At 64.4% G+C, this 20169-nt stretch carries 19 protein-coding genes and 1 tRNA gene; 15 read left to right on the top strand and 5 right to left on the bottom strand.

All coding sequences use genetic code 11. From position 1 onward, the window contains the following. Nucleotides 1-3 precede the first annotated feature (3 nt). From sufC to P0X85_RS09275, 8 genes are all read left to right on the top strand, one after another. On the top strand, nucleotides 4-774 hold the full coding sequence (sufC, locus tag P0X85_RS09310; RefSeq protein WP_275811817.1) for a Fe-S cluster assembly ATPase SufC: 771 nt from the start codon (nucleotides 4-6) through the stop codon (nucleotides 772-774). Continuing rightward, nucleotides 774-2060, top strand: a complete 1287-nt coding sequence (locus P0X85_RS09305; RefSeq protein WP_275811815.1) for a SufB/SufD family protein — start codon at nucleotides 774-776, stop codon at nucleotides 2058-2060. Before sufC ends, P0X85_RS09305 begins: the two co-directional genes overlap by 1 nt. A 15-nt stretch (nucleotides 2061-2075) precedes the next feature. After that, on the top strand, nucleotides 2076-2573 hold the full coding sequence (locus P0X85_RS09300) for a YIP1 family protein (protein ID WP_275811813.1): 498 nt from the start codon (nucleotides 2076-2078) through the stop codon (nucleotides 2571-2573). Beyond that, nucleotides 2570-3184, top strand: a complete 615-nt coding sequence (locus tag P0X85_RS09295) for a YIP1 family protein (protein ID WP_275811811.1) — start codon at nucleotides 2570-2572, stop codon at nucleotides 3182-3184. Before P0X85_RS09300 ends, P0X85_RS09295 begins: the two co-directional genes overlap by 4 nt. A 16-nt stretch (nucleotides 3185-3200) precedes the next feature. Next, nucleotides 3201-4421 carry a cysteine desulfurase gene (locus tag P0X85_RS09290; protein WP_275811809.1) on the top strand — a complete coding sequence of 407 codons (1221 nt, stop codon included), beginning with the start codon at nucleotides 3201-3203 and terminating at the stop codon, nucleotides 4419-4421. Nucleotides 4422-4471: 50 nt separating this feature from the next. Then, nucleotides 4472-4548 (top strand) — tRNA-Arg (locus P0X85_RS09285). A gap of 201 nt (nucleotides 4549-4749) precedes the next feature. Then, nucleotides 4750-6444, top strand: coding sequence for a tetrathionate reductase family octaheme c-type cytochrome (locus tag P0X85_RS09280; RefSeq protein ID WP_275811807.1), 1695 nt, complete (start codon nucleotides 4750-4752; stop codon nucleotides 6442-6444). Next, nucleotides 6437-7096, top strand: coding sequence for a cytochrome b/b6 domain-containing protein (locus P0X85_RS09275; protein WP_275811805.1), 660 nt, complete (start codon nucleotides 6437-6439; stop codon nucleotides 7094-7096). Before P0X85_RS09280 ends, P0X85_RS09275 begins: the two co-directional genes overlap by 8 nt. A gap of 139 nt (nucleotides 7097-7235) precedes the next feature. On the opposite strand, the gene mepK is transcribed toward P0X85_RS09275, so the two are convergent. Next, on the bottom strand, nucleotides 7236-7796 hold the full coding sequence (gene mepK, locus P0X85_RS09270) for a peptidoglycan L,D-endopeptidase MepK (RefSeq protein WP_275811803.1): 561 nt from the start codon (nucleotides 7794-7796) through the stop codon (nucleotides 7236-7238). Nucleotides 7797-8096: 300 nt separating this feature from the next. Here mepK and P0X85_RS09265 point away from each other — a divergent pair, with 300 nt between their 5' ends. Genes P0X85_RS09265 through P0X85_RS09250 form a run of 4 tightly spaced genes read left to right on the top strand, consistent with a single transcriptional unit; the run spans nucleotide 8097 to nucleotide 12355 of the window. Beyond that, nucleotides 8097-9707 carry a L,D-transpeptidase family protein gene (locus tag P0X85_RS09265; protein ID WP_275811801.1) on the top strand — a complete coding sequence of 537 codons (1611 nt, stop codon included), beginning with the start codon at nucleotides 8097-8099 and terminating at the stop codon, nucleotides 9705-9707. A 50-nt stretch (nucleotides 9708-9757) separates the two neighbouring features. Continuing rightward, entirely contained in the window at nucleotides 9758-10858 is a 1101-nt protein-coding gene (locus tag P0X85_RS09260) for a UDP-3-O-(3-hydroxymyristoyl)glucosamine N-acyltransferase (RefSeq protein ID WP_275811799.1), read from the top strand. 7 nt (nucleotides 10859-10865) lie between these two features. Continuing rightward, nucleotides 10866-11147, top strand: coding sequence for an acyl carrier protein (locus P0X85_RS09255; protein ID WP_275811797.1), 282 nt, complete (start codon nucleotides 10866-10868; stop codon nucleotides 11145-11147). A 2-nt stretch (nucleotides 11148-11149) separates the two neighbouring features. Further along, nucleotides 11150-12355, top strand: a complete 1206-nt coding sequence (locus P0X85_RS09250; protein WP_275811795.1) for a beta-ketoacyl-[acyl-carrier-protein] synthase family protein — start codon at nucleotides 11150-11152, stop codon at nucleotides 12353-12355. Nucleotides 12356-12414: 59 nt separating this feature from the next. On the opposite strand, the gene P0X85_RS09245 is transcribed toward P0X85_RS09250, so the two are convergent. Continuing rightward, nucleotides 12415-13092 (bottom strand): invasion associated locus B family protein, encoded by a 678-nt coding sequence (locus tag P0X85_RS09245; RefSeq protein ID WP_275811793.1) that lies wholly within the window; start codon nucleotides 13090-13092, stop codon nucleotides 12415-12417. 460 nt (nucleotides 13093-13552) lie between these two features. Between P0X85_RS09245 and P0X85_RS09240 the strand changes: the two genes are divergently transcribed. After that, entirely contained in the window at nucleotides 13553-15118 is a 1566-nt protein-coding gene (locus P0X85_RS09240; protein WP_275811791.1) for a helicase HerA-like domain-containing protein, read from the top strand. Between the two features lie 44 nt (nucleotides 15119-15162). Here the strand turns inward: P0X85_RS09240 and P0X85_RS09235 are convergent, their stop codons facing one another. Further along, a complete protein-coding gene (locus tag P0X85_RS09235; protein WP_275811789.1) occupies nucleotides 15163-15456 on the bottom strand; it encodes a DUF6477 family protein in 294 nt (97 codons plus the stop codon). Between the two features lie 215 nt (nucleotides 15457-15671). Between P0X85_RS09235 and P0X85_RS09230 the strand changes: the two genes are divergently transcribed. Then, complete coding sequence (locus P0X85_RS09230; RefSeq protein WP_275811787.1) at nucleotides 15672-16790, top strand: DUF6456 domain-containing protein; 1119 nt, start codon at nucleotides 15672-15674, stop codon at nucleotides 16788-16790. 324 nt (nucleotides 16791-17114) lie between these two features. Beyond that, complete coding sequence (gene lipA, locus P0X85_RS09225) at nucleotides 17115-18065, top strand: lipoyl synthase (RefSeq protein WP_275811785.1); 951 nt, start codon at nucleotides 17115-17117, stop codon at nucleotides 18063-18065. 3 nt (nucleotides 18066-18068) lie between these two features. Here lipA and P0X85_RS09220 read toward each other — a convergent pair whose 3' ends face one another. Continuing rightward, complete coding sequence (locus P0X85_RS09220; RefSeq protein ID WP_275811783.1) at nucleotides 18069-18641, bottom strand: UbiX family flavin prenyltransferase; 573 nt, start codon at nucleotides 18639-18641, stop codon at nucleotides 18069-18071. After that, nucleotides 18638-20122 carry a UbiD family decarboxylase gene (locus P0X85_RS09215; protein WP_275811781.1) on the bottom strand — a complete coding sequence of 495 codons (1485 nt, stop codon included), beginning with the start codon at nucleotides 20120-20122 and terminating at the stop codon, nucleotides 18638-18640. The genes P0X85_RS09220 and P0X85_RS09215 overlap by 4 nt, the downstream gene beginning before the upstream one ends. Between the last annotated feature and the right edge of the window lie 47 nt (nucleotides 20123-20169).

The following is a 20169-nucleotide window of genomic DNA, read 5'->3' as shown; positions in this document are numbered from 1 at the left end:
AAAATGCTGGAAATCAAGAACCTGCACGTCAAACTTGAAGAAGAGGATAAAGTGATCCTCAAAGGTGTGGACCTGACTGTCGAGGACGGCAAGGTGCATGCGATCATGGGGCCGAACGGGTCGGGGAAATCGACGCTCTCCTATGTTCTGGCGGGCCGCGACGGCTATGAGGTCACCGAGGGCTCGGCGGAACTCGGCGGCGAAGAACTTCTGGAAATGGAACCCGAAGAGCGCGCGGCGGCGGGGCTGTTCCTTGCGTTCCAATACCCGGTCGAAATTCCGGGCGTCGGCAACATGACCTTCCTGCGCACCGCGGTGAACGCGCAACGCAAGGCGCGCGGGCAGGAGGAATTGACGGCAGGCGAATTCCTCAAGGAAGTGCGCGCCAAGGCGAAGACCCTCAAGATCGACGCCGAGATGCTCAAACGTCCGGTCAATGTCGGGTTCTCGGGCGGCGAGAAAAAGCGTAACGAGATCCTGCAAATGGCGATGCTGGAGCCCAAGATGTGCATCCTCGACGAGACCGACTCGGGTCTTGACGTGGACGCGATGCGGCTTGTGGCCGATGGCGTGAACGCGCTGCGCGATGCGGGGCGGTCGTTCCTTGTCATCACGCACTACCAGCGCCTTCTCGACCATATCAAACCGGATGTAGTGCACATCATGGCGGATGGCCGGATCATCAAGACCGGCGGGCCGGAGCTGGCGCTTGAGGTCGAGCAGAACGGGTATGCCGACATCCTCGCCGAACACGGGCTGGAGGGCGTTGTCTGATGTCGGCTGTGGAGAAACAGAACCCGGTGGAGGCGCGTCTCGATGCGCTGACGATCCCCGAGGGTGGTTTCGCGGCGCCGGCACGGGCGGAGGCTCTGGCGCGGCTGCGCGCGATGGGCCTGCCGGGGCGGCGCGATGAGTATTGGAAATACACCAATCCGGCCGATCTGGTCGCGGCCATGCCGCCTGTGGCGCCAGCCTTCGACAATGGCGACGAAACGCCTGTGTTCGACGCGATCGACCGTCTGAAGATCGTCTTCGTGGATGGTGTGTTCGATGCGGCGGCCTCGGATGATCTGACGCTGGCAGGGGTCGAGATCGCCCGGCTGGCGGAGCCTGCGGATATTTCCTGGGCGGGCGGGCTTTATGGCAAGCTGGAGGCCGATGGTCAGACCCCCGTTGCGCGCCCGATGGCGGCGCTCAACACGGCGGCGGCAACGGATGGTGTGCTAATCCGCGTCACCGGGCAGGCCGCGCGTCCGATCAACCTGATTTATGTCCATAGCTCAGAGACTTCCGACCCGATCCTGCATCATTGCATCAAGCTGGAGGCCGGGGCTGAGCTGACCGTTCTCGAAAACGGTCCGGCGGGTGCGCGGTTCAACAAGGTGATGGAAGTGGACGTGGGCGAAGGCGCGCGGTTTCACCATGTGCGCGCGCAGGGGCGCGACCATCAGCGCCGTGCGGTCACGCATATCTTCGCGCGTGTCGCCGCGAATGCGCTGTTCAAGAGCTTCACGCTCACGGCCAATGGGGTGCTCACGCGCAATGAATGCGTGATCGACATCGTCGGCGACGACGCTGTGGCGCATGTCGCTGGCGCCGCGCTTGGCGATGGGGCGACGGGGGCTTTCCACCATGACGACACGGTGTTCGTCACCCATGGTGCGCTGCGTTGTGAAAGCCGTCAGGTCTTCAAGAAGGTGCTTAAGCACGGCGCGACCGGTGTGTTCCAGGGCAAGATCCTTGTGAAAGAGGGCGCGCAGAAGACGGACGGCTATCAGATCAGCCAGTCGCTTCTGCTTGACGATGACAGTCAGTTCCTCGCCAAGCCCGAGCTGGAAATCTACGCCGATGACGTGCAGTGCTCGCATGGCTCGACCACCGGCGCGATTGACGAGACGGCGCTGTTCTACCTGCGCTCGCGCGGGGTGCCGGTCGATGAGGCGATCAAGCTTCTGGTGCTGTCCTTCCTGGCCGACACGATCGAGGAGATCGAGGATGAGCGTCTGCGCGACGACATCACCGAGCGGCTCGAAGCGTGGCTGAACCGGCATCAGGACTGATCGGACGAGAGGGACATGGCGGCGGTTGACGACATCCTGCGCAGCTATCGCGCGCCCCGCACGGTCGTGCGGGCGCATTTCGCGCAGCCGCGCTCGGAGCCGCGCCTGTTCTCGTTTCTGATCGGGGCGCTGATCGTCATCTTCATCGCGCAATGGCCGCGCCTGTCGCGGGTCAATTTCGAGCAGCCCGATCAACCGATGGCGGGGCTGTTGCTGGGGACGGGGCTGGCGCTGGCGGCGACGATTCCGTTCTTTTACCTGCTGGCGACGATCGGCCCGCTGGTCGCGCGGCTGTTGGGGGGGCGGCTTGACTGGTATGGCGGACGGCTGGCGCTGTTCTGGGCGATGCTGGCCGTGTCGCCCCTGATGCTGTTGCAAGGTCTGGTCGCGGGCTTTATCGGCGCCGGTGCGCAGCTCAGCCTTGTGTCGGGGCTTGTCTTCGTCGCCTATATGGCGATCTGGCTTGCAGGGTTGCGGGTCACGCAATTCGAGACGGAGGGCGGCACGCCATGACCGCGGATGATCTGACCTTCGAGGCGCTGATGGCGCGGATCGTGCGCACGCTGCGCGATCCGATTGGCGAGGCGCGCGCGCTTTTGGCCGAGAACCCGCCCTATCAGGCGCGGGTGCTTGGGCTTTTGACGGTGGTGGCGATCTCTGCCGCGATCGGGACGGTGTTCCAACTGCTCATACAGGTGCTGGCCAAGACCGATGATCCGGGTGGCGCGATGGCGATCTATTTCGCCCCGGTGCAGCTTGTGGTTCTGATCGTGATGGCCTTCATGATGTTCTTCATGGGGCAGCGTTTCGGTGGGACCGGGCGGTTCGAGGATGCGCTTTTGCTGGTCGTTTGGATGCAGTTCATCCTCGTGGTCGGGCAGGGCGTGCTGACGCTGGCGATGATCTTCTTCCCGGTTGCAGCGTCGATCTTCACGCTGGTTCTGGTCGGGCTGATGTTCTGGCTGCTGACCTATTTCACCGCCGCGTTGCACGGGTTCGACAATTTCGTGGCGACGGGGCTTGGCGTGGTGCTGACCTTTTTCGGCACGGTGATCTTTTTCGGGATGATCCTTGGGATGATCCTTGGCGCGCTTGGGATCGCGCCGGTGGCTGTGGCCCCCTGATCGAGAGGCGAGACGCATGTATGACATCGACAAGATCCGCGCGGATTTCCCGATCCTCGCCCGCGAGGTGAATGGCAAGCCGCTGGTCTATCTCGACAACGGGGCCTCGGCGCAAAAGCCGCGCGTGGTGATCGACGCGATGACCCGGATGTATGAAGAGGAATATTCCAACGTCCACCGGGGCCTGCACTTCCTGTCGAACCTCGCCACCGAGAAATATGAGGGCGTGCGCGATATCGTGCGGCGCTTTCTCAATGCGCCCTCCGAGACGGACATCGTGTTCACCACGGGCTCGACCGAGGCAATCAATCTGGTCTCTTATGGCTGGGCCGCGCCGCGGCTTCAGGCGGGCGACGAGATCGTGCTCAGCGTGCTGGAGCATCATGCCAATATCGTGCCGTGGCATTTCCTGCGTGAGCGTCAGGGCGTGGTGCTGAAATGGGTCGAATGTGATCCCGACGGCAGTCTCCCGGCCGAGCGTGTGATCGAGGCGATCGGCCCGCGCACCAAGCTCGTGGCAATTACCCAAATGTCGAACGTGACGGGCACACGGGTCGACGTGAAGGCGATTTCCCATGCCGCGCGCGAAAAGGGCGTGGCGGTGCTGGTCGATGGCTCGCAAGGCGCGGTGCATGGACCCGTCGATGTGGCCGATCTGGGCTGCGATTTCTATGCGATCACCGGGCACAAGCTCTATGGGCCGTCGGGGTCGGGTGCGATCTATATCCGTCCCGAGCGTCAGGCCGAGATGCGCCCGTTCCTCGGCGGGGGCGACATGATCGACACGGTGACGCGCGAGGGTGTCACCTATAACAAGCCGCCGATGAAGTTCGAGGCGGGCACGCCCGGCATCGTGCAGCAAGTGGGGATGGGCGTCGCGCTCGACTACCTGATGGGGATCGGGATGGCGAACATCGCTGCCCATGAGGCCGATCTGCGCGACTATGCGAGTGCGAAATTCGCGGGCCTCAACTGGCTGAACGTTCAGGGCACGACACCCGACAAGGGCGCGATCTTTTCGCTTACGCTCAACGGTGCGGCGCACGCGCATGACATCTCGACCGTGCTCGACAAGCGCGGGATCGCGGTGCGCGCGGGAACCCATTGCGCAATGCCGCTGATGGAGTTCATGGGCGTTTCGGCCACCGCGCGCGCCTCGTTCGGGATGTATAACACCCGCGCCGAGGTGGACGCGCTGGTTTCGGCGCTGGAACTCTGCCACGAGTTGTTCGCCTGAGGCCAAAGCCCGTTGCGGCCCCCGAGAAACGCCGCTATAGACAGCCGCAGGCACCCGTAGCTCAGCTGGATAGAGCGCTGCCCTCCGAAGGCAGAGGCCACAGGTTCGAATCCTGTCGGGTGCGCCAATCTCTCTCATTTGACGAACCTTGCGTGGCTTGATGCCGCTTGGCTGCGCATTTGCGCGCGGGTTGCGACAGCCTGCCGCAGGGGGTGATCCGGAATGTCGCAGGGGAATGTGCTCACATTCCCGTTATGGAATTTGAATACCATTGTATCCAATCTAAGCGCCAGATCTCGGAGAGCGGATGAAACACACAGCGAAAAGGATGACGGCATTCGTCTCGGCCGTCATTCTGGGGGCGGGGGTCGCGTTCGCGCAGGACGCCCCGTCCGGGGAGGAGACGCCCGAAACCGGCGCGATGTCGCGCCCGGATGCCGCGGCCCTGGCCTCCAAGGCCGCGCATATGAGCGACCCGGTCAAGAAGCTGACCGCCGATCACTCCAAGTTCGACGTGCTCAAGGGGCCGTTTGCTTCGGGTCCCGAGGTCACGGCGGCCTGTCTGTCGTGCCATACCGAGGCCTCGAACCAGGTCATGCACTCGGTGCACTGGAAATGGGAATACGAGAATCCGGAAACCGGGCAGGTGCTTGGCAAGGCCAAGGTGATGAACGCGTTTTGCGGCAACGTCGCTTCGAACGAAGTGCGCTGCACCTCGTGCCATACCGGCTATGGCTGGGAGGATGTGCGCGCGCCGATGCCCGACGATCCCAGCGCGGTGGACTGCCTCGTCTGCCACGATAAATCGGGCCAATATACCAAGCAGGACAATCTCGCCGGTCACCCGCCGCTTGAGCCCGTTGCGGAAAAGGCCAAGACGATCACCGGGCAAAAGGCCTGGGCGGTCGATCTGGCCAAGGCGGCGCTGTCGGTCGGTCCGCCTCCGGGGCGGGAGAATTGCGGCTCGTGTCACTTCTATGGCGGCGGCGGCGATAACGTGAAGCATGGCGACCTGTCCTCGGCCCTGTTCGATCCGGCCCGTTCGGTCGATGTGCATATGTCCAAGGACGGCGCGAACTTCACCTGTGAGGCCTGCCACGTCTCCGACAAGCACGTGCTGGCGGGGTCGCGCTACAATACGGATGTGGTCGATCCGCATGCCGATCGCAAGCCGGGCGAGGCGCGGGACGTCGCAAGCTGCACCTCGTGTCACTCGGACGCGCCCCATGAGGGGCCGAACCCGGTGATTGCGATGAAGCTCAACGATCACACGGATCGCGTGGCGTGCCAGACCTGCCACATCCCCGAATTCGCCAAGGGCGGGGTGGCGACCAAGACTGTCTGGGACTGGTCCACGGCGGGCAAGCTCAAGGATGGCGAACCCTATTCCGAGGACGCGTTCGTCCAATCGGACGGCAAGCACCTGCACACCTACATGTCGACCAAGGGCGATTTCGAATGGGGTGAGAATGTCGTGCCCTATTACGCCTGGTCGAATGGCACGATGAGCTACACCCTGCCGGAAACCGAGATCGACCCGACCAAGGTGGTCGAGATCAATGCGATCGAGGGCAGCCCCGAGGATGGCAAATCGCGGATCTTCCCGTTCAAGCGGATGATCGGGCGCCAGTCCTATGACACCGAGCGCAATGTGCTGCTTTATAACCATGTCTATGGTCCGGGCGATGGCACGGCGCTGTGGTCCTATTTCGACTATGACAAGTCGATCAAGGCCGCGATGGATTATGTCGGGCTGGAATTCTCGGGCAAGTACGACTTCGTCGATACCTATATGTACTGGCCGATCACCCATATGGTCGGGCCCAAGGACGATGCGCTCAAATGCGACAGCTGTCACGCCGAGAACGGTCGGATGGCCAATCTCGCGGGCATCTACCTGCCGGGCTCGGGTCTGGGGATCGGCGGCAAACTGGGGCTGGCGGCCTTCCTGATGGCGCTGATGGGCGTGATCGGGCATGGCGTCCTGCGGGCCTTTGGCAAGAAAGGGGGCCACCATGGCTGAGCGTTACGTCAAGGTTTACACCCGCTTCAACCGCATCTGGCACTGGTCGCAGATGGTCTCGATCATGCTGCTGTTCTTCACCGGTGCGCGGCTTCTGGGCTTTCACCAGATCGGGCCGTTCGGTCTTGCGGTGACGGTGCACACGATCGTGGCGCTGGCGTTGCTGGTGCTGTGGGCGTTCGCAACCTTCTGGCTGTTCACGACCGAGGGCTGGAAGCAGTTCGTTCCCCGGCTGACCGGTCTGGCAGAGGTCGCGCGTTTCTACGCATGGGGTGTCTTCAAGGGCGAAGAGCATCCCTATGTGAAGCGCTTCGACCGCCGTCATAACCCTTTGCAGGCCTTCGCCTATTTCGCGCTCAAGATGGCGCTGTTCCCGTTGATCTGGATCTCGGGGCTGCTCTATCTGACCTATGGGGTCTGGGGCGATGGCGATACCAACAGCGTGCTCTTGACCATCGTTGCGAACCTGCATGTGCTGGGCGCCTTTGCGATCGCAAGCTTCGTGGTGGTGCATATCTACCTGCTCACCATCGGACACGGCTTCCGCGAGCATGTCCGCCCGATGGTGACGGGCTATGACAAGGTGGATCTTTGCCCCGAGGGCGAGGCCTATTTCGAGAAACAGGGCAAGCTCAAGCCGCTCGAAAACTGAGGCGAGCGCCCAGAGAAACAAACGCCCCGGTCGCAGGCCGGGGCGTTTTTCGTTGCGGATCAGCCGATGCGGCCCTGCACCGGACAAAAGAAAAAGCGCCGCGAAAGCGGCGCCGTTTTCCTGTCTGGATGCGTAAGGCTTACGCGCCCCAGGTGCGGACCGGGCCGCAATCCATATGGACGAAATTCGAACGCGAGTATTTACCCACGCCACCTGCATGGCAGGCCGAAGCGGCGCGATACATCTGGCTGACCGAGCGCGACTTGAGGCGCAGGTCAGCGGCCTGACCGCGCATATGCAGCGAGTTCTTGGCGACCCCGCCGGACTTCGAGCGCAGCATCGAGTTGGTCTTGGGCGAGCGATAGCCCGACAGCATCATGTAGGGCTCGTTCACATCCATCAGGCGATGCGCGGCGGCGGCGATATCAACAGTGCGCGGGTCGATGACCTTCACCTGATTGGTGCGCCAGTCCCGCATGAAGTGATTGATTTCGTTCAGGGCTTCTTTGATGTAGCTGCCCTCGATCCAATAGACGGTGTCGATGCTCTCACCGGTCCGGCCCGAATACATGCGGATGCGACGGATGTCACCGGCGCCACGCAGAATGCCGAAAGCGTTGGAAGAGGTCGGAGCGGCTGTGATCATCGTCGCGGCAAAGGCGCCGAGAAGCCCGCGCCGGGAAAACGTCGTCATGCTCATGTCAGTTCGCCTGTCCTGTAGTCCGTGCCAGTTTCTGTGTTTGGCTTCAGGTGTGATTAACCCCTGTTGATGGCATGTTTATGGCACAAGGTGATTCTCGAGCCAACCGTTGATTTCCCTCAGCGCGGCTGCAAGGGGGAAATCGGCAGAAATTCGCCCAAGTTGAATCTGTGGCGGCGCTGCATCGCTCAGGCCTCGCGCGGCCCGCTTGGCGCGATTTGATCGCGGCGCGCTCTGGACAAGGCCGGGAATATGCGTGACCTTTGGAAAACAAGGGGTTTTCGCAAGTTTGGGGGGCACATGGCGGGCAAGAACCGGATGGGCGTGGTTTGGGGTGTTGTCGCGGCCGCGACGCTGTGGACGGCGCCGGTCGCGCTGGCCGAAGGAACAGCGCGCACGCTCAGCGGCTACACGCAGGCCATCGCCGTGTCCGCCGCCAGGGATGAGGCGCTCGCGGCCTTCTATGCCGCGCGCGATTACCGCCCGATCTGGACCTCCGAACAGGATGCAGACCGCCGCGCGGCGCTCTTGCGCGCGCTGGAAGGGGCGCCGGCCCATGGCCTGCCCGCGGAGCGTTACGATGTCGAGGGTCTGCGGGCTGCCTTTGCCGCCGTTAAAACTGAACGCGACCGGGGAGAACTCGAGGTTGCGGTGTCGCGGGCCTATCTCGACTATGCCCATGATATTTCGAACGGAATTCTTGATCCCAAGAGCATCGACAGCGGCATCGTGCGCGAGATTCCGCGCCGCGATGGGCTTGACCTTCTGCGCGGGATCGCGGGCGACCGGCCCGCGCTCTATCTGCGCGAATTGGCCCCGCAGGCCCCGCAATATGCCCAGTTGCTCAAGGCGAAACTCGACCTTGAGGCGCTGATCGCGCGCGGCGGCTGGGGGGAGACCGTGCCCGCCAAGAGCCTCAAGCCCGGCGATACCGGCCCTGCCGTTCTGGCACTGCGCGAGCGGCTGCGGGCGATGGGCTATCTGGGGCGTTCGGCAACCGCCGTTTATGACGCGGACATCCAGAAAGCGGTTCAGCAATATCAGTTCGACCTTGGCCTGACGCCGGATGGTGTCGCCGGGGCAGGGACCATCGACGAAATCAACCGTGCCCCCGAGGAGCGCATGAAATCCATTCTCGTCGCCCTTGAACGGCTGCGCTGGATGAACGGGATCGACCTCGGCGCGCGCCACATCTGGGTGAACATCACCGATTTCAGCGTGCGCATCGTGGATCACGGCAAGACCAGTTTTGAATCCGTGACCGTGGTCGGACAGAACCAGTCGGATCGCCGCACGCCGGAATTCTCGGATGAGATGGAAATGATGGTCATCAATCCGAGCTGGCATGTGCCGCGCTCGATCGTGACCAAGGAATACCTGCCGATGATGCAGCGCAATCCCAATGCGGCGGGGCATATCAACCTGATCGACTCGCGCGGGCGAACGGTGCCGCGCTCGGCGGTGAATTTCTCCAACTATACCGCGCGCAACTTCCCCTTTGCGATGCGCCAGCCGCCCTCGCAGGGGAATGCTCTGGGGTTGGTGAAATTCCTGTTCCCGAATAAATACAATATCTACCTGCATGACACGCCGTCGAAGTCGCTGTTCCAAAAGGAAACCCGCGCTTTCAGTCATGGCTGTGTGCGAGTGGGCAAACCGTTCGAGTTGGCCTATGCGCTGCTCGCGCCGCAAAGCGAGGACCCGAAGGGCGAGTTCCACCGCATCCTGAACACCGGAAACGAGACCACCGTGCGGCTGGAGCAGCCGGTGCCGGTGCATCTGGTCTACTATACCGCGTGGCCCACGGCGCGCGGTCATGTCGAGTATCGCCGCGACGTTTACGGGCGCGATGCCGCGCTCTTTGCCGCGCTCAGCAAGGCCGGGGTAGAATTGCCCGCGTTTTCGCACTAAATCGGAAGCGGGCCCGGTTTGTGCGGGTCCGCGATCCGAGGGTGAAGATGATGGCGCAAAGCCTTGAAACCATTGCTAAAGCGCTTGAAGCTCGGGTCGCGGGGGATCTGTCGATCATGATCGCGTCGGCCTCTGAGCCGCACACAGCCGCGCCGGATCAGATCGCGCTGGCGATGGACCCGAAATATCTCGACAAGATCCGCGAAGGGCGCGCACGCGCCGCCATCGTGCCCGAGGGGACGGATTGGCGGGGGTTGGGCCTTGAGGGCGCTATTTTTGTGACCCGCCCGCGTCTGGCGATGGCGGGGCTGTCCAAGGCTTTTGATCCGGGTCCCGAAATCGCGCCCGGCATCCATCCGAGCGCGGTGATCGACCCGAGCGCCGAGATCGGTATTGGCGCGGCTATTGGGCCTTTCGTCACCATCGGGGCGGGCGTGCGGATCGGTGCGCGGGCGCGGATCGCCTCGCATGTCTCGGTGGCCGAGGGCGCGCGGGTCGGCGACGATGCGATGATCCTCCAAGGTGTCCGTATTGGCGCGCGGGTGGTGATCGGGGATCGCTTCATCGCTCAGCCCAATGCGGTGATCGGCGCGGACGGGTTCTCCTTCGTGACGCCCGAGAAGTCCGGGGTTGAAGAAATCCGTCAAACCCTCGGAAAACGCGAGGAAATCCGCGAGCAGCACTGGACCCGCATCCATTCGCTTGGGACGGTCGAGATCGGGGATGATGTCGAGGTTGGCGCCAATGCGACCATCGACCGGGGCACGGTGCGTGCCACCTCTGTCGGGCGCGGGACCAAGCTCGATAACATGGTGCATCTGGGCCATAATGTTCAGGTGGGCGAGGACTGTCTGCTTTGTGGGCAGGTCGGGGTCGCAGGTTCGACCCGGATCGGCAACCGCGTCGTGCTGGCGGGCAAATGCGGGGTCTCGGACAATATCTTTATCGGGGATGACGTGATCGCGGGGGGTGGCACGAATATCTATTCCAACGTCCCCAATGGCCGCGTGATCTGGGGCAGCCCGGCGGTCAAGATGGAGACGCAGGTCGAAGCGCAAAAGAATATCCGGCGTCTGGGCCGCCTTTTCACGCAAGTCGCCGAACTTCGGGAAACTGTTACACGACTCGCGCAAAAGGGGGACACGGAGTAACTGGCTGATGAGGTCCGACGTGCAAGACAAGATCTTCGATATCATCGCGCGCGAGGCGCTGCGTGATCCCGCCGAACTGACCACTGAAACCACGCTCGACGAGCTGGGGCTGGATAGCCTCGGGCTGGTCGAGGTGATCTTCGCCATCGAAGAAAGCTTTGGCGTGACCGTTCCCTTCAACGCGAATGAACCCGGCAAGGCCGAGTTCGACATTTCCTCGATTGGGGCGATCACCCGCGCGGTCGAGCATCTGCTGGCCGGGACGCGCCCCGCGCAGGCTGTCGCCTGACGATGCGCCGGGTCGTAATAACCGGGGCTGGCACGGTCAACGCGCTGGCCCTGGATGTGCCCGGAACGCTGGCGGCGATGGCCGAGGGGCGTTCGGGGATCGGGCCGCTGACCTTCCCCGAGGTGGAGCGGCTCTCGATCGGGATCGGTGCGCAGGTGCGTGGCTTTGATCCCGATATGCATTTCGATCCGCAAAAACGCGCGCTCTATGATCCGTTTACGCAATATGCGCTTGTGGCCGCACGCGAGGCGATGGCGATGGCCGGGCTGGGGCAGGTGGCGCGCCCCGAAGGCTGGGGCTGCATCATGGGCACGGCGGGCGGCGGCAATCACACGATCAACGACGCCTATCGCGCGGTCTATGCCGAGGGACGCAACCGGGTGCATCCATTCACGGTGCCGCGCCTGATGCCGAATGCGGCCGCCGCGCATATCGCGATGCAATTTGGCCTTCAGGGGCCGAGCTTCGCGGTCTCGACCGCCTGTGCAAGTTCGAACCATGCAATCGGTCTGGCCTATCAGATGGTGCGCGGCGGCGTGGCCGAGGGGATGCTGACGGGCGGGTCAGAGGCGATGCTGAATTTCGGCGGGCTGAAGGCGTGGGAGGGCTTGCGGGTGATGTCGCCCGATGGGTGCCGCCCGTTCTCGCAGACCCGCAACGGCATGGTGCAGGGCGAAGGCGCGGGCGTCTTCGTGATCGAAACGCTTGAGAGCGCCGAGGCGCGGGGGGCCGAGCCGCTGGCGGAGATTCGTGGCTTTGCGATGAGTTCGGATGCGGGCGATATCGTGATGCCCTCGGTTGATGGGGCGTCGCGTGCGATCCGGGCTGCGCTGGACGATGCGGGGCTGTCGCCGGACGAGATCGGCTACATCAACGCCCATGGTACCGGGACGGCGGCAAATGACCGGACCGAATGTCTCGCCATCCGGCAGGTCTTTGGCGCGGCGGCGGAGCGGGTGATGCTGTCGTCCACCAAGGCGATGCATGGGCATTGCATCGGCGCGACCGGCGCGGTGGAGTTGCTGGCCTGTCTGATGGCGTTGCGAGACGGGCTGATCGCCCCCACGATCAATTTCGAGGCGTCCGATCCCGATTGCGATCTGGATGTCGTCCCGAATGTCGCGCGCGCGGCGCAGGTCGAGGCCGTGCTCACGAATGCCTTTGCCTTTGGCGGAATGAACGCGGTTCTGGCGTTGTCGCGGGTGTGAAAAAACCGCCCCGCCGGTTTCTCGGGGGGCGGTTTTCGAGATTCTCAGTTGCGCGGGCCTTACTGGGCGGGTGCCGCGTTCACCTTGGACACCGCGTCATAAGCGGCGGTGAAGCCCTTGAGCGAGATGTCGAGATTGACCTTCTGATCGGGAGCGGCCACCGGCACGATCGTCATCACGGCCTTGTTGCCGCGTTTGAAGGCGGTCACCTCCTCGGGGCGCAGCGCGAGGCGCGACACGCAGCCGCCGCCGGTGCAGAAGGTGAACGGGTAGGCCTTGGACTCGCCCGCATCGACCTTGATCAGCACGCCATGCGTGAGCAGCGTTTCGAGCGGGGTCATGATCGTGGCCCCGGCTGCGACTTTCTGGTTCGGGTCGAGCGCGAAGATCGAGATATCGGCAACATTGTTGCCCTGCTCATCCTTGAGAAGCTGATAGATCTGGCAGGGATCGTCGCCCTCGGGGGTGCGCACGCATTGCAGCTGCCAGTCTTCGAAGGTCTCGGCGACATAGGTGGTGCCGGGGCCGTCGGGCGCGGGCTGCGCGGGCGCGGCGGCCTCGGCAGCCGGTGCCTCGGTTGCGGGGGCTTCCGTCACGGGGGCTTCGGTCGCGGGGGCTTCCGTCGTCGGGGTCTCTGCGGCGGGCGCCTCAGCCGGGGCGGGGGCGTCCTGCGCAAAGCCCGCCTGCGCCATGCCGAGCAGCAATGCGAGTGCGAGAGGTTTGGTGAAATCAGCCATGTCACTCTTCCTTGAAAGGTCTTTCGCAGCGGCTTAGCACGCCCGTTTGGCGCTGTCAGGTCCGTTCTGGGGCTTTGCGGCTCACGACTGGGTGCGCTTGGCGTGAAGCCGCCGGTTACGGGCGTGGGCGGGTCGGGACGGGCACGTCCGGAATATGAAAAGCGGTTCCGTTGCCAGAACCGCTTTCCTTATATTTTCCCCCTGTCGGACTGGCCGACTTCGTCATTACGGCGGACGCTAGATCGGAAATACCGTTCCGTCAACAGCGATTTTTCGACAGGTGCGGAATTCAACCTACTGAATGCAGTAGAAAAAAAGCCGCACCCCTTGGGGCGCGGCAGTCTGACAGGGAGGAAGCGTCCCAAGCGCGCATCGCTGCCACACTTTGGGACATAACCAGACTGGCACAGTTTGGTTAAATAAGTATTGTTGGCCGCAACAGAGTTTAGCGGAGTGGGCCATGACCGGAGTTCTGACCGAAGCGGGTGTGTTTGTTGGCGGCGGTGGCGAGGGCTATGGTGCGCCGCAGGAATTGTTGCTGAAATATGCCAACCGTCACGGGCTGATCGCAGGCGCGACGGGCACCGGCAAGACGGTGACGCTTCAAATTCTGGCGGAGGCGTTTTCGGCGGCGGGCGTGCCGGTCTTTCTGTCGGATGTGAAGGGCGATCTGTCCGGCATCGCGAAAGCAGGCACCGAGACCCACAAGCTGCATGCGCCCTTCACCGAGCGCGCGGCGACGATCGGCTTCGATCTCGAATATCGCGCCTTCCCGGTGACCTTCTGGGACATGTTCGGCGAGCAGGGCCACCCGGTGCGCACGACGGTCTCTGAAATGGGGCCGCTGCTCTTGTCGCGCTTGCTCGATCTGACCGAGGCGCAGGAAGGGGTGCTCAACATCGCCTTCCACCTTGCCGACACCGAGGGGCTCGCGCTGCTCGATCTCGACGATTTGCGCTCGATGCTGGTCTATGTGGCCGAGCAGGCCGATGAGTTGGAAAAGCGCTACGGCAATGTCGACGGGCGTTCGGTGGGCGCGATCCAGCGGCAATTGCTGGTGCTCGAGAACCAGGGCGCCACGCAGTTCTTCGGAGAGCCGGCGCTGGATCTGGCCGATATGATGTCGTGCGACACGGATGCGCGCGGGCGGATCAACATCCTCGCCTCGGACAAGCTGATGTCGAGCCCGCGGCTCTACGCGACCTTCCTGCTGTGGTTGCTCTCGGAACTGTTCGAAGAACTCCCCGAGGTCGGGAACCCGGACAAGCCGAAATTCGTCTTCTTCTTCGACGAGGCGCACCTGCTCTTTGACGACGCGCCCAAGGCGCTGGTCGACAAGGTCGAGCAGGTCGCGCGGCTGATCCGCTCCAAGGGGGTGGGCGTTTATTTCGTCACGCAGAACCCGACCGACGTGCCCGACAGCATTCTCAGCCAGCTTGGCAACCGGGTGCAGCACGCGCTGCGCGCCTTTACCGCGCGCGATCAGCGTGACCTGAAGCGCGCTGCCGAGAACTATCGTCCGAACCCGCGCTTCAGCACCGAGGACGCGATCAAGGAGGTCGGCACGGGCGAGGCGGTGACCTCGTTCCTCGAAGCCAAGGGCGTGCCAAGCGTGGTCGAGCGCACACTGATCCGCCCGCCCTGTTCGCAACTGGGGCCGATCACCCCCGAGGAACGCCGCGCGCTGATGCAGTCCTCGTCCTTCGGATTGAAATACGACAAGGAGATCGACCGCGAGTCGGCGCATGAGATCCTGACCCGCCGGGCCGAAGCGGCAGCGCAGGAGGCCGCCGAAGCAGAGGCCCGGGCGCTGGCCGAGAAAGAAGAAGAGCAGCGGGTGCGCGAGTTCAACAAGGCGCGCCGCTTCGAACCGATCAAGACCTCGACGCGCAGCACGCGCAAATCGTCGAGCCGGTCAGACTCGTTGGCTGAAACCTTCGCCAAAAGCGTGGTGCGGCAACTGGGAACGAAATCGGGTCAGGCGCTTGTGCGCGGCGTGCTGGGGTCGCTGTTCAAGTCGCGTTGAGGGTATGCGGGGAGGGCGCGCGCAGCGCCCTCCGCTCAACGGGTTCAGCCCATCGACGGCGGGCGCGGCAGCAGCCGGGCCTCGGCCATCATGGCAATCAGCACCTCGATGTGACGCATCAGATTGTAATGCGCCGCCCCCTCGCGCCGCGAGGTTTCAAGCAGGGTTTCTTCGGCCATCAAACGTTCCAGCGCTGATTCGGGCGAGGGCACAGTCGGCTGCCGCATCAGCCGGCGCAGGTCACGATTGCGGTTATAGTCTCGCAGGCCAAATCGCGCTGCGCGGATCAATAGGCGCGGACGGCGAAGATTGGACACCAATTCGAAAAGGTCGGTCATGTGAAGTCCCCGGATAGTGACCGACACAGATTACTCAACCTTAGCGGGTGTTGCGCAAAGCCCCGCTCAACCGTACGCAGGGTTCGGTAATCTTTATCTTTTTTAAACAATTCTCGGCGTCGCCCTGTTTCTTAACGAACGGGTAACCAAAGCAACCCACGGTTGAGCGCGCAGACCCGCTCGATGCTCTTGCATCCATGCCATCTGGGGGAAGAATGAAACCTGCTGAAACGGCCATGGCGGGCCTTCCTGCCTGGCTGCCCGACTATGCCCGGCTCTACCTGCGCCACGTCGAAGAGGGTGTCCCGATCCGACAGTTGGCGCGGGCCGAGGGCTGCCATGCCTCGACCGTTCTGCGCCGCGTGCGCCGGGTCGAGACTCGCCGCGACGATCCGCTCGTCGATGAGGCGCTGGCGCGGCTTGGGCAACTGGCGGCAGGGGACGCGTTCGACCCGGTGGACATGGCCGTCTCACCAGAGAAAGACCCGCCGATGACCGCTCCGATCCGACCCAACCCGCTCTGTGCCGATGAAGAGGAAATCCTGCGCGAAGGGCGCCGCGTGCTGCGGCGGCTCGCCGAGCCGGGTGCGCTCTTGATCGTTGCGGTCGATATGGACAAGGCCGTGGTCCTGCGTGGCACGGTCCGCACAGCCGTGGTCGCGCGTGAAATGGCGCAGGCTTTCGCGCTCAAGGATTGGATTCAGATCGTTCATGAGAAGCGCGTCACCAGCTACGAGATCAGCGTCGCGGGGCGCGCGGCACTCAAGCGGATGCTCGACGAGGAGGCGGCGGCGCGGGGGGATGCGAGCGCGGGCAACGCCTTTGGCGATCAGCACCGCGATTATGCTGCGCGCGAGATGGAGGAACCCGATGGCCGTCGCCGCCGGATGCGGGCGAACCTCGCGGAAAGCCCGTTGGGCGTGCTTGCCCGGCGCAAGGATCGGGATGGCAAGCCGTTTCTGTCGGCGGAGCTGGTCGCGGCGGGGGAGCGGCTGCGCGAGGATTTCGAGCTGGCCCAGATGGGGCCGCGCGTGGCGCAGAACTGGGAGCGGTTCATGACCGGGGGGGCGCGTGGGCAATACAGCCCCGAGCGCACGATGGGCGGCGGCTCGGAGCGGGCGCGGGAGCGGGTGGCGATGGCGCTGCGCGATCTGGGGCCGGGGCTAGGGGATATGGTGCTGCGCTGCTGCTGCTTTCTCGAGGGGCTGGAAGCGGCGGAGAAGCGGATGGGCTGGTCCGCGCGCTCGGGCAAGATCGTGTTGCGGATCGCGCTCGAGCGGCTCAAGCGCCATTATGACGAAACCTACGGGGGCGCTTCGCCGCTGATCGGGTAAAGGGGCGCTGCCCCCTCTGGCGCTATGCGCCATTCACCCCCGGGATATTTCGAGCGATTGGAAGTGAGGCCGGGTGCCGGGGCGTCCCGGCCTCTGGCCGCGCCGTTTCCTGGTGGGCGCGGGCCCAAGTGGCGCGTGGGGCGCCGCTTGTTGGAATGGTTCTAGATTCGCTGTGATAGTGGTGCAAGCCCGGATCGGCACTTGCTGCGCGCCGGGCTACACGTTCCCGTGAGTGTGCCGGGCGCGATGGGGCATTGCGGGATTGCCCCTGCGGCGCGAAGGGCGTATGGCAGGGAAGACCCGAGCTCGAGGGAGGACACCCCCATGCGCGACCTGAAAATTCCCGGCGAACGCCACCCGGAAAAGGCCCATCGGCCCGATCAGGCCCAGCCGAAGAAACCCGACTGGATTCGCGTCAAGGCGCCGGTGTCGCAGGGCTATAAGGACACCCGCGAGATCCTCAAGACCAACAAGCTGACGACCGTCTGCGAAGAGGCGGGCTGCCCCAATGTCGGGGAATGCTGGAGCCACGGCCATGCCACCATGATGATCATGGGCGAGATTTGCACGCGGGGCTGTTCATTCTGCAATGTGGCGACGGGGCGCCCCGATGCGCTTGATGTGTTCGAGCCGGGGCGCGTGGCCCATGCGGTGGAGACGCTGGGCCTCAAGCATGTGGTGATCACCAGTGTGGACCGCGACGATCTGGAGGATGGCGGCGCCGAGCACTTCGCCCAGACCATCCGCGCGGTGCGGCACCGTTCGCCGCAGACCACGATTGAGATCCTGACGCCCGATTTCCTGAAATGCGATGAGAGCGCTTTGGAAAAGGTGGTCGAGGCGCGGCCTGACGTGTTCAACCACAATCTCGAGACCGTGCCGGGGCTTTATCCGACGGTGCGGCCGGGCGCGCGCTATTTCCACAGTCTGCGCCTGTTGCAGCGGGTCAAAGAGCTGGACCCGGCGATGTTCACCAAATCGGGGATCATGGTTGGTCTGGGCGAGGATGAGCAGGGCGTGCGTCAGGTCATGGATGATATGCGCTCGGCCGATATCGATTTCCTGACGATCGGTCAGTATCTCCAGCCGACGCCCAAGCATCACCGGGTCGAACGGTTCGTCACGCCCGACGAATTCAAGACCTATGAGAAGGCCGCCTATAACAAGGGCTTTCTGATGGTCTCTGCGACGCCCCTCACGCGGTCGAGTTATCACGCGGGCGACGATTTCGCGCGGTTGCGCGCGGCGCGGCTGGCCAAGCTCGGGCAGGGCTGAGGATCAGCCCTCGGGCGTCCAGGCGCGTGCCTGTGGCGCGGTAAGTCGCAACAGATCGACCGCGCGGGCGGCGATCTGCCGGGTGATCTCACCGACTGTTTGCGGGTTCAGGTAAAAGGCGGGGACCGGGGGCAGGACGATGCCGCCCATCTCGGTGACCGAGGTCATGTTGCGCAGATGCGCGAGCGTGAGCGGGGCTTCGCGTGCAAGCAGGATCAGCGGGCGACGTTCCTTGAGCTGCACCGAGGCCGCACGGGTCAGCAGATTGTCGTCGAGCCCCTGTGCGATCGCCGCGAGGCTGCGCATCGAACAGGGCGCGACGATCATCCCCGCGACCGGGTGCGAGCCCGAGGCGATGGTTGCGCCCAGATCGCGGATCGGGTGGGTCCGATCGGCGAGCGCGCACAGCTCGGCCTGCGCGTCCGGCCCGATCTCCAGTTCCAGCGTGCGTTCGGCCATCGGCGAGAGCACCAGATCGATCCGCGCGCCCGCGCTGCGCAGGGCCTGCGCGCAATCGAGCGCCAGCGCCGCGCCGGACGCGCCCGAGACGCCAAGGACCACGCGCGGCCCGCTCATCCCAGCACCTTCGAGAGGATTTCTGCCGCGCGCGCCTCATGCGCGGGGTCAAGCGCCATCACCTCGCCCCAGTCGCGGGTGGTCTCGGCGCCGATCTTGGTGGTCGCGTCGATCCCGATCTTGCCCGCCAGCCCTTCGCGGGGGGAGGCGAAATCGAGGTAATCCATCGGTGTGCTGTCGATGCTCATCACATCGCGCGCCGGGTCCATCCGCGTCGAGATCGCCCAGAGCACATCGTCCCAGTTGCGCGCGTCGATATCGTCATCCACCACGACGATCATCTTGGTATAGCTGAATTGCGGCAACATCCCCCACAGCGCCATCATCACGCGGCGTGCCTGTCCGGGGTAGCGCTTGGCGATTCGGACCACCGCCATCCGGTAGGAGCAGGCGGCGGGCGGCAGCCAGAGGTCGAGCACCTCGGGGATCTGCGCCTGCACGACCGGCAGGGCGAGGTCGTTGAAGACCTCGCCGATCACGGAGGGCTCGTCCGGCGGGCGTCCGGTCACGGTGCTGAGGTAGAGCGGATCGCGGCGGCAGGTGATGGCGCTGACCTGCATCAGCGGGAAGGGTTCGGCGGCGTTGTAATAGCCGGTATGGTCGCCGAACGGGCCTTCGAGCGCGGTCTCGCCGGGATGCACCCAGCCCTCGATCACGATCTCGGCGCGGGCAGGGACCATGAGGGGGATGGTCCTGGCGGGGGCGATCTCGGTGCGCGCGCCGCGCGGCACCCCCGAGAAGGTCAGTTCCGAGACGGTCTCGGGCAGGGGCAGCGCCGCAGAAAGCAGCAGCGCCGGATCGCAGCCCAACGCGATGGCGACCGGCATCGGCGCGCCCGCGCGCGCCCAGCCACGCGCATGGGCCGCACCACCCCGATGCGCGAGCCAGCGCAGGATGAGCCGGTCCGGCCCCAGCACCTGTGCGCGGTAGACGCCCAGATTGTAGCGCTGCACTGCCTCGGGGGGGGTGTCATGCGGGCGGGTCACGACCACGGGCCATGTGATGAGAGGTCCGGCATCGCCCGGCCATGGTGTCTGCACGGGCAGGGCGGTCAGGTCGGGCAGGCGCTCTTGCTGAACGGGGGGACGTTTCATCACCTTGGGGCGGGTAGCGAGTGCGGCTTTCAGCATCGGCCAGCGCGACAGCGCGTCGCGCATCCCCTCGACCGGGGCCGGCGCGCGCAGGGCCGCGAGAAAGGACCCGAATTCAGGTACTTGCTGCACGTCCAGCCCGAGGCCCGCCGCCACACGCTGCCGGGTGCCGAACAGGTTGGCGATCACGGGGATCGGGCTTGGCTGTCCATCTGCCTGCACCGCTCTCTCGAAGCGCAGCGCCGGGCCGCCAGCGCGCAGGGCGGCCAGTTCAAAGGCCGTCATCTCATGGCGCAGATCGACGGGATCGGTCAGCCGCGCAAGCGCGCCTGACCCTTCCGCCCATGTCAGGAAGCTTCGCAGATCGGGAAAGGCGGGCAGGCTGCGCATCGGTCTCTTGGTCCAGGGTCGGACCGGACATATCAGCGCAGGGGGCG

The organism is Pseudothioclava nitratireducens (assembly GCF_029210495.1).
Taxonomy (GTDB): Bacteria; Pseudomonadota; Alphaproteobacteria; order Rhodobacterales; family Rhodobacteraceae; genus Pseudothioclava; species Pseudothioclava nitratireducens.
Note: the sequence above shows the minus strand (reverse complement) of the source record. Positions and strands in the feature narration are given on the sequence as shown.

Coding starts and splice junctions, on each gene's coding strand:
- sufC (WP_275811817.1), top strand. CDS start 4: ATGCTGGAAATCAAGAACCTGCACGTCAAACTTGAAGAAGAGGATAAA.
- P0X85_RS09305 (WP_275811815.1), top strand. CDS start 774: ATGTCGGCTGTGGAGAAACAGAACCCGGTGGAGGCGCGTCTCGATGCG.
- P0X85_RS09300 (WP_275811813.1), top strand. CDS start 2,076: ATGGCGGCGGTTGACGACATCCTGCGCAGCTATCGCGCGCCCCGCACG.
- P0X85_RS09295 (WP_275811811.1), top strand. CDS start 2,570: ATGACCGCGGATGATCTGACCTTCGAGGCGCTGATGGCGCGGATCGTG.
- P0X85_RS09290 (WP_275811809.1), top strand. CDS start 3,201: ATGTATGACATCGACAAGATCCGCGCGGATTTCCCGATCCTCGCCCGC.
- P0X85_RS09280 (WP_275811807.1), top strand. CDS start 4,750: ATGACGGCATTCGTCTCGGCCGTCATTCTGGGGGCGGGGGTCGCGTTC.
- P0X85_RS09275 (WP_275811805.1), top strand. CDS start 6,437: ATGGCTGAGCGTTACGTCAAGGTTTACACCCGCTTCAACCGCATCTGG.
- mepK (WP_275811803.1), bottom strand. CDS start 7,796: ATGAGCATGACGACGTTTTCCCGGCGCGGGCTTCTCGGCGCCTTTGCC.
- P0X85_RS09265 (WP_275811801.1), top strand. CDS start 8,097: ATGGCGGGCAAGAACCGGATGGGCGTGGTTTGGGGTGTTGTCGCGGCC.
- P0X85_RS09260 (WP_275811799.1), top strand. CDS start 9,758: ATGGCGCAAAGCCTTGAAACCATTGCTAAAGCGCTTGAAGCTCGGGTC.
- P0X85_RS09255 (WP_275811797.1), top strand. CDS start 10,866: ATGAGGTCCGACGTGCAAGACAAGATCTTCGATATCATCGCGCGCGAG.
- P0X85_RS09250 (WP_275811795.1), top strand. CDS start 11,150: ATGCGCCGGGTCGTAATAACCGGGGCTGGCACGGTCAACGCGCTGGCC.
- P0X85_RS09245 (WP_275811793.1), bottom strand. CDS start 13,092: ATGGCTGATTTCACCAAACCTCTCGCACTCGCATTGCTGCTCGGCATG.
- P0X85_RS09240 (WP_275811791.1), top strand. CDS start 13,553: ATGACCGGAGTTCTGACCGAAGCGGGTGTGTTTGTTGGCGGCGGTGGC.
- P0X85_RS09235 (WP_275811789.1), bottom strand. CDS start 15,456: ATGACCGACCTTTTCGAATTGGTGTCCAATCTTCGCCGTCCGCGCCTA.
- P0X85_RS09230 (WP_275811787.1), top strand. CDS start 15,672: ATGAAACCTGCTGAAACGGCCATGGCGGGCCTTCCTGCCTGGCTGCCC.
- lipA (WP_275811785.1), top strand. CDS start 17,115: ATGCGCGACCTGAAAATTCCCGGCGAACGCCACCCGGAAAAGGCCCAT.
- P0X85_RS09220 (WP_275811783.1), bottom strand. CDS start 18,641: ATGAGCGGGCCGCGCGTGGTCCTTGGCGTCTCGGGCGCGTCCGGCGCG.
- P0X85_RS09215 (WP_275811781.1), bottom strand. CDS start 20,122: ATGCGCAGCCTGCCCGCCTTTCCCGATCTGCGAAGCTTCCTGACATGG.